Origin of the sequence: Pseudomonas sp. 34 E 7 (genome assembly GCF_900005715.1) — a bacterium.
In the GTDB taxonomy this organism is placed as follows: domain Bacteria; phylum Pseudomonadota; class Gammaproteobacteria; order Pseudomonadales; family Pseudomonadaceae; genus Aquipseudomonas; species Aquipseudomonas orientalis_A.
Genome location: NZ_CVTX01000186.1, coordinates 24,387 through 38,730, shown reverse-complemented (window position 1 = coordinate 38,730; position 14,344 = coordinate 24,387). Strand labels below are relative to the sequence as shown.

The following is a 14,344-nucleotide window of genomic DNA, read 5'->3' as shown; positions in this document are numbered from 1 at the left end:
TGAGGTGGTCAACTTTTTCCGGACACCTCAATCGGTGTTTTCAGGCTGTTTGCCGCTCGTACTGATTGGGCGGCAAATAGTCTAACGATGAATGCATTCGTCGTTCATTGTAGAACCGCACAATGTAATCCGTGACGTCCCTGATTGCTTCATCATGATTGGCATAGTCCTTCCTCCAAACACGCTCCATCTTCAGGTTCAAGAAGAAACGTTCCATGACTGCGTTGTCCCAGCAGTTGCCCTTGCGGCTCATGCTGCAGCGCAAGCCATGTCGTGTCAGCATGGCTTGGTAAGTAGCGCCTGCATACTGGCTGCCCCGATCTGAGTGCGCGATCAGACCCGGTTTAGGCTGTCTCTGTGTGATGGCTAGTTGCATAGCACTGCACACCAACTCTGCGCGCATATGCGGAGCCATGGACCAGCCTACGATCTTGCGTGAATACAAATCCATGACAGCCGCCAAGTACAGCCAGCCGCTTCGAGTGCGAATATAAGTGATGTCAGCAACCCATGATTGGTTGATCTGCTCGGGGTTAAACTGGCGGTTGAGCAGGTTCTCAGCTACCGGGAAATTATGATTACTGTTGGTGGTATGAACGAACTTGCGCTTCCAGATCGGGCGTAAATCCTGTTGTTTCATCAGCCGACGGACCTTGTGCCGCCCAATGGATACGCCATCGCTACGCAGTGCTTTCATCACCCGACGACTGCCATAACAGTGCTCATTGGTCATGAACGTAGCTTTGACCTGAGCTGCAACCGGACAGACAGCTTTTGGCTTAAAAGACCGCTGACGAGCTTCATAGAACCCCGAACGGCTGATCCGCAAAACCCGGCAGATACGTATTACCGGGTAGGCCTTGCATTGCATTTGGTGAACCAATTGGTGGATCACTTCAATTCGCGGGCAAAGAAGGCCGTAGCTTTTTTTAATATATCGTTGTCAGTCTTCAGCTCGCGGATCTGCTGCTCAAGCTGACGAATACGCTGTTGCTCGCTGGTTAACGGTTTACCAATCCCTGTACCACCTAACTGCTCGGCTTGGTACTGCTGGACCCAGCGGCGCACGGCAGTGTCACTCAAGTCTAAATCGGTACAAACGGAGTTCACGCTCAGGCCTTGGTCAACAATCATCTTGCAGACTCTTAGCTTGAAAGCGGCGTCGAATTTTCTGTACTTCTTGGTCATGGAATACTCCTCAATAGGTGTAGTTTCACCTATTGAGGTGTCCGGGACTATTAGACCAGCTCACACATCTGAAGGTGTGAACGCGGTCAGTGTGGGAGGGGGCTTGCCCCCGATGCGGTGTGTCAGTGAATGCCTGTGTAACTGACCCACCGCTATCGGGCGCAAGCTCCCTCCCACATTAGAATTGGTATTCAGCCCCAGCGCCTGCATACCACGACCGCCCCGGCGCCGCTTCGTAGTAGCGCCCATTGCCGTCCCCCACGATCACCGAGCCCACATACTGGCGATCCAGCAGGTTATCCAGGCGCAAGGTCTGGTGGAATGTCCAGTGCTCGATCTTCTGCTCAAACCGTGCGCGCCAGTTGAATACGCTGTAGCCCGGTGCGGCGTGTTGGCGGTTGGTGTCTTCGACATAGACTTTGCTGCGGTACATGCCTTCGATGGCGGTGCTGACCCAGTCCCGTGGTTTCCAGTTCAGCTCGGTGAAGAGCGTGGTTTGCGGCACGCCGGGCAGGTAGTTGCCTTTGTCGATGGTGTTCGCGCCGCTGGCAAAGTCGCTGTCGTAGGTGGCTTGCAGGCGGGTGTAGGCGAGGTTGGCGCTCCACTGCTCGCTGAGTTGGCTCTCGACCCCAAGTTCGAATCCACGGCGCAGCGTGCGACCGGCATTTTGATAGCTGGTGCGACCGCCGATGGATTGCTGCACCACCAGTTCGTCATCAGTGGTGATCTGAAACAGCGCAGCGTTGATGCGGGTGTTGTTCAGTTGTGCCTTCAACCCTATTTCATATTGCGTGCTTTGCGACGGCTTCAAGCCAAAGTTGAAACCCTCGATGTTACCCGGCGCATAGGCCAGCTCGGCCTGGGTGGGCGTTTCGAAGCCTTTGCCGGCACTGACGTAACCGTGCAGGTCGGGCGTGAAGGCGTACATCACGCTCATCGACGGCGTGTTCTTCTGGTAGGTCTTGCTGCCGCTGGCGTCGCCGTTACCGAGGAATTGATCGTCCACCTCCAGCTCCATGGTGCTGTGGCGAATGCCGGCCTGCAGGGTCCAGCGGCCAAGGGCCCAGTTGGCCTGGAGGTAAGGGTCGAGGCTGCGCGCGGTGTCGATTTCATCGCGGCGCAGCTGGCCTTTCACGCCCAGGGTGGCGCCGCTGTAGTTCTGATAGCCGTGGCGGCTGTCTTCGCTCTGGTCGAAGTCCAGGCCCGCGATGATCGTCAACTCCCCCGGTGCGCTCTGGATAGGCTGCATCCAGCGCGCGCTGCCACCGTAGAACGTGCGGTCAAACTGCACCACGCCACCGCCGCGCTCGTTGGCGGGGGTGCCCCTGGGGATCGACAGGTACTGAATCACACTGCGCCGCCCCGTATACGCATTCACCTGCAGCGTCGCATCGCCGATGTAGCGCTCGTAGTTCATGCCCAGTTGCTGATGATCGATGCTTTTACGCGTGTTGTAGGTCGGCGCATTGGTGCTCACCGAGCGCGGGTCAGCCTTGTACGCCGCCCAGGTCTGCCCCAGCGGGTCCTGCGTACCGTTCTGCTCGAGGCTGCTGTAGATCAACGCCAGCTTGCTGTCGTCATCGGGCTGGAAGTTGAGCTTGGCGAACGTCTGGTCACGGCGTGCGCTGCTGTGGTCGCGGTAGCCACTGGTGTCCATGCGCGAGGCGTCCAGCACAAAGCCTGCACCCTCGGCTGCGCCTTCGGCGGTGAGGTGGTTTTTGCTCAGCCCGTCGCTGCCCACCAGGGTTTCGGCGCCAATGCGTGGCGGGCCTTCGCCGTTGCGGGAGAACATCTGGATCACCCCGCCAGCGTTGCTGCCGTACAGGGTCGCTGCCGGGCCGCGCAGGACTTCGATGCGCTCGGCGGTGTCGAGGTTGAACGTTGCCGCCTGGCCCTGGCCATCCGGGGTGCTGGCGGGGATGCCGTCGGCAACCAGCTTGATGCCGCGCACCCCGAACGCCGAGCGGGCACCGAAGCCACGGGAAGAAATCTGCAGGTCCTGCGCATAGTTCTGGCGGTTCTGCACCACCAGGCCAGGCACGCGGGACAGGGCTTCGGAGGCGTTGATGCCAAGTTGACCGTCGCTGATCTGTTCGCGGCTGATGGCGTCCACCGAGTACGGCAGGTCGAAGGTCGGGCTGGCGCTGCGCGAGCCGGTGACCACGCTGGGGTCCAGCAGCAACGGCGTTTCTTCGGCCTGGACGGTGCTGCACAGGCCCAGCAGGAGCAGGGCGAGGGGAGTGGGAGCGGGTAGGGTCATGAAGAGGCCGAGTCCGTGGCGCAACGCATGTTGAGTGGCGTAGGCGCAAATGTCGCAAGTTTAACGATTCCCCTCGATTTTGCCGAACCTGATTGCCGTTGGGCTGAACAGGAAGTTTCCCACGCAAAGCGACGGCGCCAGGCGCCTGGACCATTGGATGGGCGATGCTAGATTTTCGACCTCATTCAAAAAAGAAGAGCTGGGCATGTGCACAACCAATATGAAGTTGCTGGTGCTGGCGTGGAGTGCGTCGATGATGGTTGGCTGCGGGACCGTCACCACGGTGATGCGTGAAGATGCCGCCACCGTGAGAGCGCTCAAGGCGGATAAAACCTATTGCCAGTCCGTGCCGCGTATCTACAGTGGGGTGACGTATAACCTGTGTGTCCTGCACGGGCCGCCGAGTACGGGGAGCAGCCTGGCGCTGAATAGCGTGCCCTGGACCTTCATTGATGTGCCGCTGTCAGGCGTCATGGACACGCTCTTGCTGCCCTACACCGTCTACCGGCAAAGCGCCGACGGCAGCATCGACCTGCGCTAGCCCCTTGCCGCTAACAGCTTCCTGCTGCTTTTAAGTTATAATCCCGCCCTTTAGCTGTTTCCCGCCCGGGCGGGAGGCACACTTTTTTCAGGCGCGCTGCGCCTGCATGCAGACTAAAAGAGGCTAGACCCCAGTGGCATTGACGATTCTTGGCCTGTCCGGCGCCCTTAGCCATGATCCTTCCGCGGCCCTGTATATCGACGGCAAGCTGATTGCGGCCGCCGAAGAAGAGCGCTTCGTACGCGACAAACATGCAAAGAACCGCATGCCCTACGAGTCGGCGAAGTTCTGCCTGGAACAGGCCGGCATCAAACCGTCCGACGTTGATGTGGTGGCGATCCCGTTCGCCCCGATCAGCCTGTTCGGCGAGGCGCGCTGGCACTACGCCAAACGCTACTGGTACGCCCCGGACCGCGCGCTCGACGCGATCCTGATGGGCAATCGCCGTTACAAGCGCTATCGCAACAAGATTGTCTGGTGCCTGGAGCAACTGGGCTTCGATCCGAAGAAAATCAAGATCGAACCGGTTGAACACCACCTGGCCCACGCTTCCAGTGCCTACCATTGCTCGGGCTTCCAGGAGAAAACCGCGATCCTGGGCATCGACGGCAAGGGTGAGTACGCCACCACGTTCTTCGGCTATGGCGAAAACGGCAAGATCCACAAGATCAAGGAATTCTACGATCCGGACTCCCTGGGCGGCCTGTATGGCGCAATCACCGAGTTCCTCGGTTTCGAGATGCTCGACGGTGAGTTCAAGGTCATGGGCATGGCGCCGTATGGCGATGCCAGCAAGTACGATTTCTCGCGCCTGGCCTCCTTCGAGAACGGCGAGCTGGTGATCAACACCGACTACGCCAACGTCATCGGCCTGCGCCGTTATAAAGAGAAGGGCAAGGGGTTCTACTTCTCGCCAAAACTGATCGAATGGCTGGGGCCCAAGCGCGAAGGCGATATCGCCGACGAGCCGTACATCCACTATGCGGCCAGCATGCAGGCGCTGTTCGAGAAACTGGCCTTGCAGATGATCGACCATTACCTGGGCGACATCCTCAAGGACACCGGCAAGCTGGCCTTTGCCGGCGGCTGCGCGCTGAACGTCAAGCTGAACCAGAAGATCATTGCCCGCGATGACGTCAAGGAGCTGTTCGTGCAGCCGGCGTCCGGCGATGCCGGCACTGCCGTGGGTGCGGCCGCCTATGTGTCCCACGCGCGTGGTGTGCCGGTGGAGAAGATGGAACACGTCTACCTCGGCCCGTCCTACAGCAACGAAGACGTGATCGCCGCCTGCGCCAAACATGAAAGCAAGCCGAACTGGCGCAAGATCGAAAACATGCCCAAGCGCATCGCCAAGATCATGGTCGACGGCAACCCGGTGGCCTGGTTCCAGGGCCGCATGGAGTTTGGTCCGCGTGCCCTGGGCGGTCGTTCGATCATCGGTTGCCCGAGCGCCACCGGCGTGGCCGACCGTATCAACCACCAGATCAAGTTCCGCGAGCGCTGGAGGCCTTTCTGCCCGTCGATGCTCGACACCGTGGCCCCGCAAATGATCAAGGTCGACCACCCGGCGCCGTTCATGACCTTCACCTTTGAAGTGTCGGAAGAATGGAAGACCCGCGTGCCGGAAGTGGTGCATGAAGACGGCACCTCCCGCGCCCAGGTGCTCAAGCGCGAGTACAACCCGCGCTACTACGACATGATGAAAGAGCTGGAAGTATTGACCGGCAACGGCGTGTCCCTGAACACCTCGCTCAACCGTCGTGGCGAAGCGATGATCTGCTCGCCGACCGACGCGCTGAACATGTTCTTCGGTTCCGACCTGCAGTACCTGATCATGGAAGACATCCTCGTGGTCAAGGATGGCGTGGACCCTTATGACGCTGTGGTTTAAATGCTGAACCGCTTCCAGGGTTGGCGTGAACGTGGCTGGACGCCTGTCGACGCCGACGTTTACGCCCAGGCCTGGCAGCGTTACGGCGGCAGCGTGGCGACCCATCCCCAGGTGATCGAACGCCTGGCGGGGTTGGCGCAGATTCCGGTGCGTTACCTGGGCTGGGAGCAAGGGGGTGAACTCAAGGGGGCGATCGCCACCTGGGGACGCGACCTGGCCCTGTCCAAGGACGTGCTCAAGCGCACCGGCAAGAAGGGCCTGTTTGACCTGGGCAATGCCGAGATCATCCTGCCGATAGCCGCTGATGCGCAGGTGCCGCTGCGTCACCGTGGCCGTTATCTGTCGGCGCTGAACCAGGGGCGCGTGGGTACGCTCAAGCCCCAGGCCGAGCAATTGGCCATGGCGCGCACTCCCGAAGACCTGTCGAAAAAATTTCGCTACAACCAGCGCCGTGAATTGCGTTTGCTGGAGGAAGCGGGTGGCGTGGCGCGGCCGGTCAGCGAGTTTTCCGGCGTGGAACTGGCGGCGATTTATTGCGATCTGTTCCAGCTTCGCTGGGGCTTTCCTGCCACCGGTGCCGAGCGACTGGCCGAGGTGCTGGAATTGCTCAAGGCGTTCCTGATCGGTTCGGTGCTGTTTCTCAATGACGCGCCGATTGCCGTGCAGGTGGTGTACCGCGTTCAAGCGCCCGAATGGATAAGCGTTGAGTACGTCAACGGTGGCGTCGACCCTGAGACCCGTGCGTTCAGCCCGGGGAGCGTGCTGAGTTTCCTCAATACACAAAGTGCCTGGGAACATGCGCGCGCGCAGGATTTGCCGTTGCGCTTCTCGTTCGGGCGTGCCGACCGTGAATATAAAGAGCGCTGGTGCAACCCGGTGCCGGTGTTCAGCGTATGAGCCGCAAACAGCAATTGCTCAAGCGCCATCGGCGCAACAAGCGTGTCGCGCTATTGATCTGCCTGCTGATACTGGTTGCGACGGGTGTGCTGGTGGCCTGGTGGCTGCCGCTGATCCTTGCGCTGCTGCTGTGGGTGGCTCACGAAGCCTGGTTCGCCGATCATCTGTTTTATTCGCCCAATGACGACTATCAGTACCACTTCGCCCCGAGCGGCCAGCAGGTTGGCCTGCGCCTGGATAACGGGCGATGGGTGCCGCAGACGCCGCTGGATCTGGCAGGTGACGAAACGCTGCTCCTTGAAGTGCAGCTCAAGAGCGGTTGGCTCGGGCGTTTCCTTGACCCGGCGGTCGAGCTGGCGGGGGATTGTCAGGCGTTCGAGCGCGGCGTGGCGGGCAAGCGATACCTGAATCTGACCGGTTCTGCCGCAACGCTGGCGGCGGGTGAATTGACGTTGCGCGGTCGCTTGTGCCGCGTGGTCGGCCAGCCCAGCCTGTGGATTTTCCGTCAGCCGGATCACGCCCGTCAGCGGGTCATGGTGATCGCCCCCCACGCCGACGACGCCGAACTGGCCGCCTTTGGCCTCTATGCCCAGGCGGATGAAAGCTGGATCGTGACCCTCACCGCAGGTGAAATCGAAGCCGAGCACTATCAGCAGATGGGCCTGGCGCAGGCCGATGCCGCTCGACTCAAGGGACGCCTGCGTGCCTGGGACAGCATTTGCGTGCCGCGCTGGGCCGGTGTTCCCGAAGCACAGTGCGTGCAATTGGGCTACTTCTGCCTGCAACTGCCGGCCATGCAGGCCGCGCCGGATCAGCCCCAGGCGTCCCGCGAGGCGCAATTGGACGATACGCGGCTCTTTCGCCGGTTCAACAGCCTGGCGCTGCCCGGCGATGGCGATGGCGCGCCAACGTGGGTCAATCTGATTGCCGATCTACGTGCGGTGCTGCTCAAGGCGCGGCCCGAGGTGATCGTGTTGCCGACACCGCTCCTTGACCCTCACCCGGATCATATCTGCGCCTACAACGCCGTTATCGAAGCGTTGCAAGGGCTGGAGTGGCAACCCAGCACATTGCTCGGGTACGCCAACCACTTGCATGATAACGACCGCTGGCCCATGGGCAATTCGGGCGCTGGCGTGGCTTTGCCGCCGCAGTTCGATGCGGGCCAGGTGTTCGAACCCTATTGCCGTGTGTTGAGCGTGAGCCAGCAGCAGGACAAGGCCATGGCGCTGGGCATGATGCATGACCTGCAACCCCGGCCGCCCTTCAAGCGGCGCGTGCGCCGTCTGCTGCAACAATTGCTCGCGGGTCGTTGTCCATCGCCTTACGGCGAGAATGAGTTTTTTCGCAAGGCCGTGCGCCGTCACGAACTGCTTTGGGTGCTCAAGCAGGACTGAAGTTGATTTTTACGTCGGGCTGCGCGCAGTAGCCCGGTTGCCTCATGGAGCAATATGAAGCCTCGTTTCAAGGTTTTGCAGCTACAACCGGACTACAACGTCAAACTCCATGATTTTGCTGACCTCGGTGAGCAGATCGTCAAGTCGTTGCCGGTTGAACGGTTCGAGGTCACATCGGCCTTCCTCAGTGGACGCCCCCAGCCGGGCCAGCCGCTGAGCGTGGCCGACCATTCCAAATATTTCGAATTTCCCGAGAAAGCCTTGAAGGGCATTCGTCTGCGGGCAATGTGGGAAATCTACAAGTATTGCCGCGAGCAGAAGTTCGACGTGGTCATCTGTAACCGCTTCAAGTCGGTGAACATGATGCTGGCGCTCAACCGCTGGTTGAAGATTCCCCTGTGCATCGGCATCTCCCACGGTTTCGGCGAATACGAGCGGGCCTATCGTCGGCGCCAGATGCGCCGCATGGTCAGTCCGGCCTGGCGGTTTGTCGGGGTTTCGGCGGCGGTGAGGGATTACCTGGTGGGCTTGAACTGTGGCTTTACCCACGAGAACACCACCTTTGTCACCAACGCGATCGACATCCCCCAGGCCGAGGCCTTGCAGTTGCCGCGCGAGCAAGCGCGGCAGGCCCTTGGCTTGCCTCTGGAGGCTCGGATGATTGGTGCCCTGGGGCGCCTGGTGCCGATCAAGGGGCACACACATCTGTTGCAGGCGTTTGCACGACTCAAGGACAAATATCCTCAGGCTCAGGTGGGTATCATCGGTTCCGGCCGCGCTGAAGCTGACCTGCGGGCGGACATCGAGCGTCTCGGCCTCACTGGCCGTGCGCACTTGCTGGGCTTTCGTGAGGACGGTCTGCAGTACGTACGTGCGTTCGATATCTGGACCATGCCGTCCCTGCTTGAAGGTTTGGGCCTGGCGTTGCTGGAAGGCATGAGCGGGCGCCTGCCGGTGATCGCCTCCAACGGGCCGGCCATGTTGCCGCTGGTTGAAGGGGCGGGCGGCTTGTCCCATGAGCCCGGCAACGTGGAGCAACTGACTGCGGCGCTCGACACTTACCTGGCCATGAGTGATGAACAGTTACGCGCCAAGGGTGAGCAGGTCTTCCGTTACCTGGAGGCAAACCACGCCTTGGCTGAGTTCCAGGGCAAGTATCTGGATTTGATCGAAACCGGTTTGAAAGAAGCAGGTAGAGCATGACAGCGCAACAACCGTTGGTCTCGGTGATTATCGCGTCCTACAACCACGCTCGGTACATCGAGCAGAGCATCCTGAGTGTGCTCGGCCAGACTTACCCGAATATCGAATTGCTGGTGATCGACGACGGCTCCAAGGATGACAGCGTCGAATGCATCCGGCGGCTTCAGGCCGAGCACGGGTTTGATTTCCAGGTGCAACAGAACCAGGGGCTGACCGCCACGCTGAACAACGCGCTTGCCCGCGCCAAAGGCAGCCTGATCGCGCCATTCGGCTCAGACGACATCATGCTGCCCGACCGTATCGCGACCCAGGTGGCCTACATGGAGGGCAAGCCCAGGGTGGGGATCTGCGCCGGCAACATCGAGCTGATCGACGGTGACGGCAACCTGCATCCGGAGAAAAAACAACGCCGTGATGTGCCGTTTCGCAGTCTCGACTTCGACGACATGTTCATGGACCGCAAGCCGTTTCCACCCGCGCCGACCATGTTGATCCGCCGCGAAGCCCTGGAGGAAGTCGGTGGTTTCGATCCGCTGATTCCCCTGGAGGACCTGCTGATTCAATTGAAGATAACCGCGGCGGGCTACACCATCGATGCGCTTGACGTAGTCATGGCGCAGTACCGACAGCACGCCAGCAATACCTACAAAAACCACCGCTACATGATCCAGAACATCCTCAAGACCTACGCCAAGTTCAGCGATCACCCGGCCTACGATGCGGTGCGCTACAACTTCCTGAACTCGATGTTCCTCAAGACCGCCGACCGTGACCGGCCGTTGGCACGGGAGATTCTCAAGCAGATCCCGCTGAAATTCTGGGGGCGCAAGACCTTGCGTGGCTTGGTGCGGCTGTATCTGACGCCGCTGAGGAGCTGAAGACGAGGGATGTAAAAAAGGCGACTATCACGGCAGTGATAGTCGCCTTTTTTATCAGCTGGCCGGGCTGGCCAGGCTATGTACCTGTTCGCGGAGTTTCGCCGTGGCCGTCGGGCTGGCAACCGTCGCATAGCCCTTAACCAACTGCTCGAAGTGCGTTTCGAACAACCAGTTGCGGTCCTGCGGATAGCGCTGCATGTGACGCAAGTTACGCTGGCGCAAGGCGTAGCGCAGGGACGAGGGGTAGATGCGCAGGTCAGCGACGTCAATCAGGCCGAACTCGCCGTCGTCCATCAGCAGCACGTTGCCCAGGTGCAGCGAGCGGAAGTACACACCGCGTTCGTGCAATTGCGCCATGAACCGGCCGAAACGCTCGACCAGCGATTCGCGCAGGCTGCTGTCCAGGCTTTGCATGGCCTGGCGCAGGGTCAGGCCGGGCAGCGGGGTATAGGCCACGGCGCCGCTGGCGTCGGGCAAGTGGTAGAGGCCAAGGATGTGCGGGGTGGGAATGCCCAGGCTGCGCAACTGTTCGCTGTTGCTGGCAAAACGCTCGGAATACGGGTTGAAGCTGCCGGAGGTGTACCAACGGCGCGGGCGGAACAGCTTGAGAAAGCTGCCGTCTTCCAGGCGCAGGACTTTTGGCCCCAGGCCATCGGCTTCAATCACCTGGGCATTGCTGCACAGCTGGTCAAATGCCGGGCGCTTGATTGCTACTACTGGCAGTCGCAATAGACTGCCCCGGCGCCGGGCAATACTCAGGCCGGCGATCAGCGCCAGCGGAATCCACAACAGAAACCAGTGCTCTTTAGGGCGCGAAAGAATGCCGCCCCCCTCGGTCAGGCCGGCACCGACCCCGTATGCCAACAGTGATGAGGCGAGGATGAAAAGCGGTTGAGCACGGTGTCGGAAGCTGATGTAAAAACCCCAGCCGATCATGATGATCCACGGGATAAAGCCGATGATGCCGACGTAATACAGCACGCCAAGGGCAAAACTGTGAGGTTCGCGCAGGGTTTCACCCCATCCGAAGTAAAGGTAGAGCTCGGAATCGTAGCTGTGGCCAATCCACGGATGCTCGGCGATACGCTCCAGCGACAACCGCCAGAGGTCCAAGCGTGAAGAGTCGCCGCGTGCAGTGATCATTTCAGGGGCCATCACCATGACCGCCGCAAAGCCAAATGCCAGACTCGCAATCATCAGGGCCGAGCGGCGATTGGGGCTAGAGAGCGACAGCCAGAAGGCGGTAATCACCAGCGCGACCAAGGGCGTCCTTGAACCTGTCGCCAATATGGCCGCAAGCATAATGGCAAACGCTGGGGCCGCGAACCACAGGGCTTTGAGTTGACGGGTTGTTAAACAGATGAACAGCCAGTAGATAGTAAAGAAACCAAAGAGGTGAGAACTGAGCAGTGGGTTATCCAGTGCACCGCGCCCACCAATCATGCGCATTCCGGGCTCAAAACCATTGATGAAATGCGCGACGTCTAAGAAAGTGGCGACCAGCGCGATGAGCGCCGCGCTGAAGAGGATCGGCTTGAACAACTCGTTACGGTAATGCAGCAACATGCCGCAGCCGGCCAGCAGCATGAACGTATGCAGTGGTCTCTTAAAAAGATCAGTGTCGGGGTGATGCTCAGGGCTCCATAAAAGACTGGTCAACGCCCACGCTGAAAACACCACGAAAGCAAGGATTACAGGCTCGCGGAAGGCTTCCTTGAGCTCCCTTGGGCGCAAGCACAACAGCAGAAGAGTTGGTGCACTGAACAGGCCGTAATAAAACTTGTGCAGTACATTACGGTTGCCGACGAAGAACAGTGCACTCAAGAGCAACAGCAAGCCAACAGGCAAAATCCACAGGACCAGGAAGTCAAAAACGCGATTCGAGCCATAGATAAGGCGCTTGGAGTGCATACGATAGAGCCATTCCGGAAAGAGAAAGCCGACCCTCCCGAGGAGGTGGCCATGTAATGTCGCCCGCCTGATCCTGCCGGGTCGTGGCGTACGCCGGGTGCAAGTACAACAGAGAAGCTGTGCTAAAGTCAGCCTCCTTTTTCAAAACGCCGCGTGATATGACCGACTCCAGTCCGAGCGCAAGCCCTTCGAGCTTGAAAATATACTTCCGCCTGCTCAGTTACGTTAAGCCTTATATGGGCTTGTTCGCGCTGAGTATCCTTGGATTTCTGATTTTCGCGTCGACCCAACCGATGCTGGGTTACATCCTCAAATACTTCGTCGACGGCCTTTCCAATCCCGAAGCCGTGCTGTTTCCGACCGTGCCGTTCCTGCGCGACCTGCAGTTGCTGCAGGCGGTGCCGCTGCTGATCATTCTGATCGCGGCCTGGCAGGGCCTGGGCTCATTCCTGGGCAACTACCTGTTGGCCAAGGTCTCCTTGGGCCTGGTCCACGATTTGCGCGTGCAGTTGTTCAACAACCTGCTGACGCTGCCTAACCGTTACTTTGACAACCACAATTCCGGGCACCTGATTTCCCGCATCACCTTCAACGTGACCATGGTCACGGGGGCGGCGACCGATGCGATCAAGGTGGTGATCCGCGAAGGCATGACGGTGATCTTCCTGTTTGCCTCGCTGCTGTTCATGAACTGGCGCCTGACGCTGGTCATGATTGCCATCCTGCCGTTGATTGCCGTGATGGTCAGCACGGCCAGCAAGAAATTCCGCAAGCAGAGCAAGAAGATCCAGGTGGCCATGGGTGACGTGACCCACGTCGCCTCGGAAACCATCCAGGGTTACCGCGTGGTGCGCAGCTTCGGTGGTGAGGTCTATGAAGAGAAGCGTTTCCTCAAGGCCAGCCAGAGCAATACCAACAAGCAACTGCGCATGACCCGCACCGGGGCGATCTACACCCCGGCGCTGCAACTGGTGATCTACTCCGCGATGGCGGTGCTGATGTTCCTGGTGCTGTATCTGCGCGGCGATGCGTCGGCCGGCGACATGGTGGCCTACATCACCCTGGCCGGCCTGTTGCCCAAGCCGATCCGCCAACTGTCGGAAGTCAGCTCGACCATTCAGAAGGGTGTGGCCGGTGCCGAAAGCATTTTCGAACAGCTGGACGAAGAGGTGGAGGTCGACCACGGCACCCTCGAACGCGACAAGGTCAGCGGTCGCCTGGAAGTGCGCAACCTGAACTTCACCTACCCCGGCACCGAACGCCATGTGCTCAAGGACATCTGCTTTACCGCCGAACCCGGGCAGATGATCGCCCTGGTGGGGCGTTCGGGCAGTGGCAAGTCGACCCTGGCCAGCCTGATCCCGCGGTTCTATCACCATGAGAGCGGTGAAATCCTGCTTGATGGCATCGAGATCGAAGACTACAAGCTGCTCAACCTGCGCAAGCACATTGCCCAGGTTACCCAGCATGTGACCCTGTTCAGCGACACCGTGACCAACAATATCGCCTATGGCGACCTGGCCGGCGCGCCACGCGAAGACGTTGAAGCGGCGGCGACGGATGCCAACGCCAAGGACTTCATCGACCAGTTGCCCAAGGGCTTCGATACCCAGGTCGGCGAGAACGGCGTGCTGCTCTCCGGTGGCCAGCGTCAGCGCCTGGCGATTGCCCGTGCGCTGCTCAAGAACGCACCGGTGTTGATTCTCGACGAGGCCACCTCGGCCCTCGACACCGAGTCCGAGCGGCATATCCAGGCCGCGCTGGACAAGGTCATGCAGGGGCGCACCACGCTGGTGATTGCACACCGCTTGTCTACCATCGAGAAGGCCGACCTGATCCTGGTGATGGACGACGGGCGCATCGTCGAGCGCGGCACCCATGGTGAACTGCTGGCGCAGAACGGCTACTACGCGCGCCTGCATGCCATGGGCCTGGATGCGCCGGTAGCGGCCGACATCACCTGATCCAACAGGCGCCACGGCTCGAATGTGGGAGGGGGCTTGCCCCCGATGGCGGCCTCTGGGCCGACCAGGATGTTGGGTCGGACCGGGTACATATCCGTTTCTGCGGTAACGGCTGCTATTGGTTCCGCCCTGACGGCGGGTCACTTTGGAAAAGCCCCAAAGTAACCAAAGGGCTCTTGCCCCACCACTCGGCACCTCGCCCAGGCTCGGTGTG

General features: G+C 60.1%; 10 protein-coding genes. 7 read left to right on the top strand and 3 right to left on the bottom strand.

The window, feature by feature from the left end:
- Nucleotides 1–40 precede the first annotated feature (40 nt).
- Nucleotides 41–1,188, bottom strand: a protein-coding gene (locus BFP96_RS25800; protein WP_122582746.1) for an IS3 family transposase whose coding sequence is annotated in 2 segments (ribosomal slippage) — nucleotides 41–933 and nucleotides 933–1,188 — 1,149 coding nt in all. Because the reading frame shifts where the segments join, the coding sequence is not laid out codon by codon here.
- Nucleotides 1,189–1,366: 178 nt separating this feature from the next.
- Nucleotides 1,367–3,448, bottom strand: a complete 2,082-nt coding sequence (locus tag BFP96_RS25790) for a TonB-dependent receptor family protein (protein WP_065937260.1) — start codon at nucleotides 3,446–3,448, stop codon at nucleotides 1,367–1,369.
- Nucleotides 3,449–3,653: 205 nt separating this feature from the next.
- Here BFP96_RS25790 and BFP96_RS25785 point away from each other — a divergent pair, with 205 nt between their 5' ends.
- The 6 genes from BFP96_RS25785 (at nucleotide 3,654) to BFP96_RS25760 (ending at nucleotide 10,255) form a co-directional block, all read left to right on the top strand.
- Nucleotides 3,654–3,989 carry a YceK/YidQ family lipoprotein gene (locus tag BFP96_RS25785; protein ID WP_083216690.1) on the top strand — a complete coding sequence of 112 codons (336 nt, stop codon included), beginning with the start codon at nucleotides 3,654–3,656 and terminating at the stop codon, nucleotides 3,987–3,989.
- A 133-nt stretch (nucleotides 3,990–4,122) separates the two neighbouring features.
- Nucleotides 4,123–5,880 (top strand): carbamoyltransferase family protein, encoded by a 1,758-nt coding sequence (locus tag BFP96_RS25780; protein ID WP_003187998.1) that lies wholly within the window; start codon nucleotides 4,123–4,125, stop codon nucleotides 5,878–5,880.
- Complete coding sequence (locus tag BFP96_RS25775) at nucleotides 5,881–6,777, top strand: antimicrobial resistance protein Mig-14 (protein WP_065937259.1); 897 nt, start codon at nucleotides 5,881–5,883, stop codon at nucleotides 6,775–6,777.
- A complete protein-coding gene (locus BFP96_RS25770; protein ID WP_065937258.1) occupies nucleotides 6,774–8,174 on the top strand; it encodes a PIG-L deacetylase family protein in 1,401 nt (466 codons plus the stop codon). Before BFP96_RS25775 ends, BFP96_RS25770 begins: the two co-directional genes overlap by 4 nt.
- Nucleotides 8,175–8,228: 54 nt before the next feature.
- Nucleotides 8,229–9,377 carry a glycosyltransferase family 4 protein gene (locus tag BFP96_RS25765; protein ID WP_065937257.1) on the top strand — a complete coding sequence of 383 codons (1,149 nt, stop codon included), beginning with the start codon at nucleotides 8,229–8,231 and terminating at the stop codon, nucleotides 9,375–9,377.
- On the top strand, nucleotides 9,374–10,255 hold the full coding sequence (locus BFP96_RS25760; RefSeq protein ID WP_065896713.1) for a glycosyltransferase: 882 nt from the start codon (nucleotides 9,374–9,376) through the stop codon (nucleotides 10,253–10,255). Before BFP96_RS25765 ends, BFP96_RS25760 begins: the two co-directional genes overlap by 4 nt.
- A 54-nt stretch (nucleotides 10,256–10,309) precedes the next feature.
- Here the strand turns inward: BFP96_RS25760 and BFP96_RS25755 are convergent, their stop codons facing one another.
- A complete protein-coding gene (locus BFP96_RS25755; protein WP_065937256.1) occupies nucleotides 10,310–12,166 on the bottom strand; it encodes a bifunctional O-antigen ligase/aminoglycoside phosphotransferase family protein in 1,857 nt (618 codons plus the stop codon).
- A gap of 158 nt (nucleotides 12,167–12,324) precedes the next feature.
- On the opposite strand from BFP96_RS25755, the gene msbA reads away from it, so the two are divergent.
- The gene (gene msbA, locus BFP96_RS25750; RefSeq protein ID WP_065886559.1) at nucleotides 12,325–14,130 is read left to right on the top strand and encodes a lipid A export permease/ATP-binding protein MsbA; all 1,806 of its coding nucleotides are present in this window, start codon (nucleotides 12,325–12,327) and stop codon (nucleotides 14,128–14,130) included.
- The last annotated feature ends 214 nt before the right edge of the window (nucleotides 14,131–14,344 follow it).

What these genes read in the sequence shown, in the direction of transcription:
- BFP96_RS25790 (WP_065937260.1), bottom strand. Translation starts at nt 3,448, where the DNA reads ATGACCCTACCCGCTCCCACTCCCCTCGCCCTGCTCCTGCTGGGCCTG.
- BFP96_RS25785 (WP_083216690.1), top strand. Translation starts at nt 3,654, where the DNA reads ATGTGCACAACCAATATGAAGTTGCTGGTGCTGGCGTGGAGTGCGTCG.
- BFP96_RS25775 (WP_065937259.1), top strand. Translation starts at nt 5,881, where the DNA reads ATGCTGAACCGCTTCCAGGGTTGGCGTGAACGTGGCTGGACGCCTGTC.
- BFP96_RS25770 (WP_065937258.1), top strand. Translation starts at nt 6,774, where the DNA reads ATGAGCCGCAAACAGCAATTGCTCAAGCGCCATCGGCGCAACAAGCGT.
- BFP96_RS25765 (WP_065937257.1), top strand. Translation starts at nt 8,229, where the DNA reads ATGAAGCCTCGTTTCAAGGTTTTGCAGCTACAACCGGACTACAACGTC.
- BFP96_RS25760 (WP_065896713.1), top strand. Translation starts at nt 9,374, where the DNA reads ATGACAGCGCAACAACCGTTGGTCTCGGTGATTATCGCGTCCTACAAC.
- BFP96_RS25755 (WP_065937256.1), bottom strand. Translation starts at nt 12,166, where the DNA reads ATGCACTCCAAGCGCCTTATCTATGGCTCGAATCGCGTTTTTGACTTC.
- msbA (WP_065886559.1), top strand. Translation starts at nt 12,325, where the DNA reads ATGACCGACTCCAGTCCGAGCGCAAGCCCTTCGAGCTTGAAAATATAC.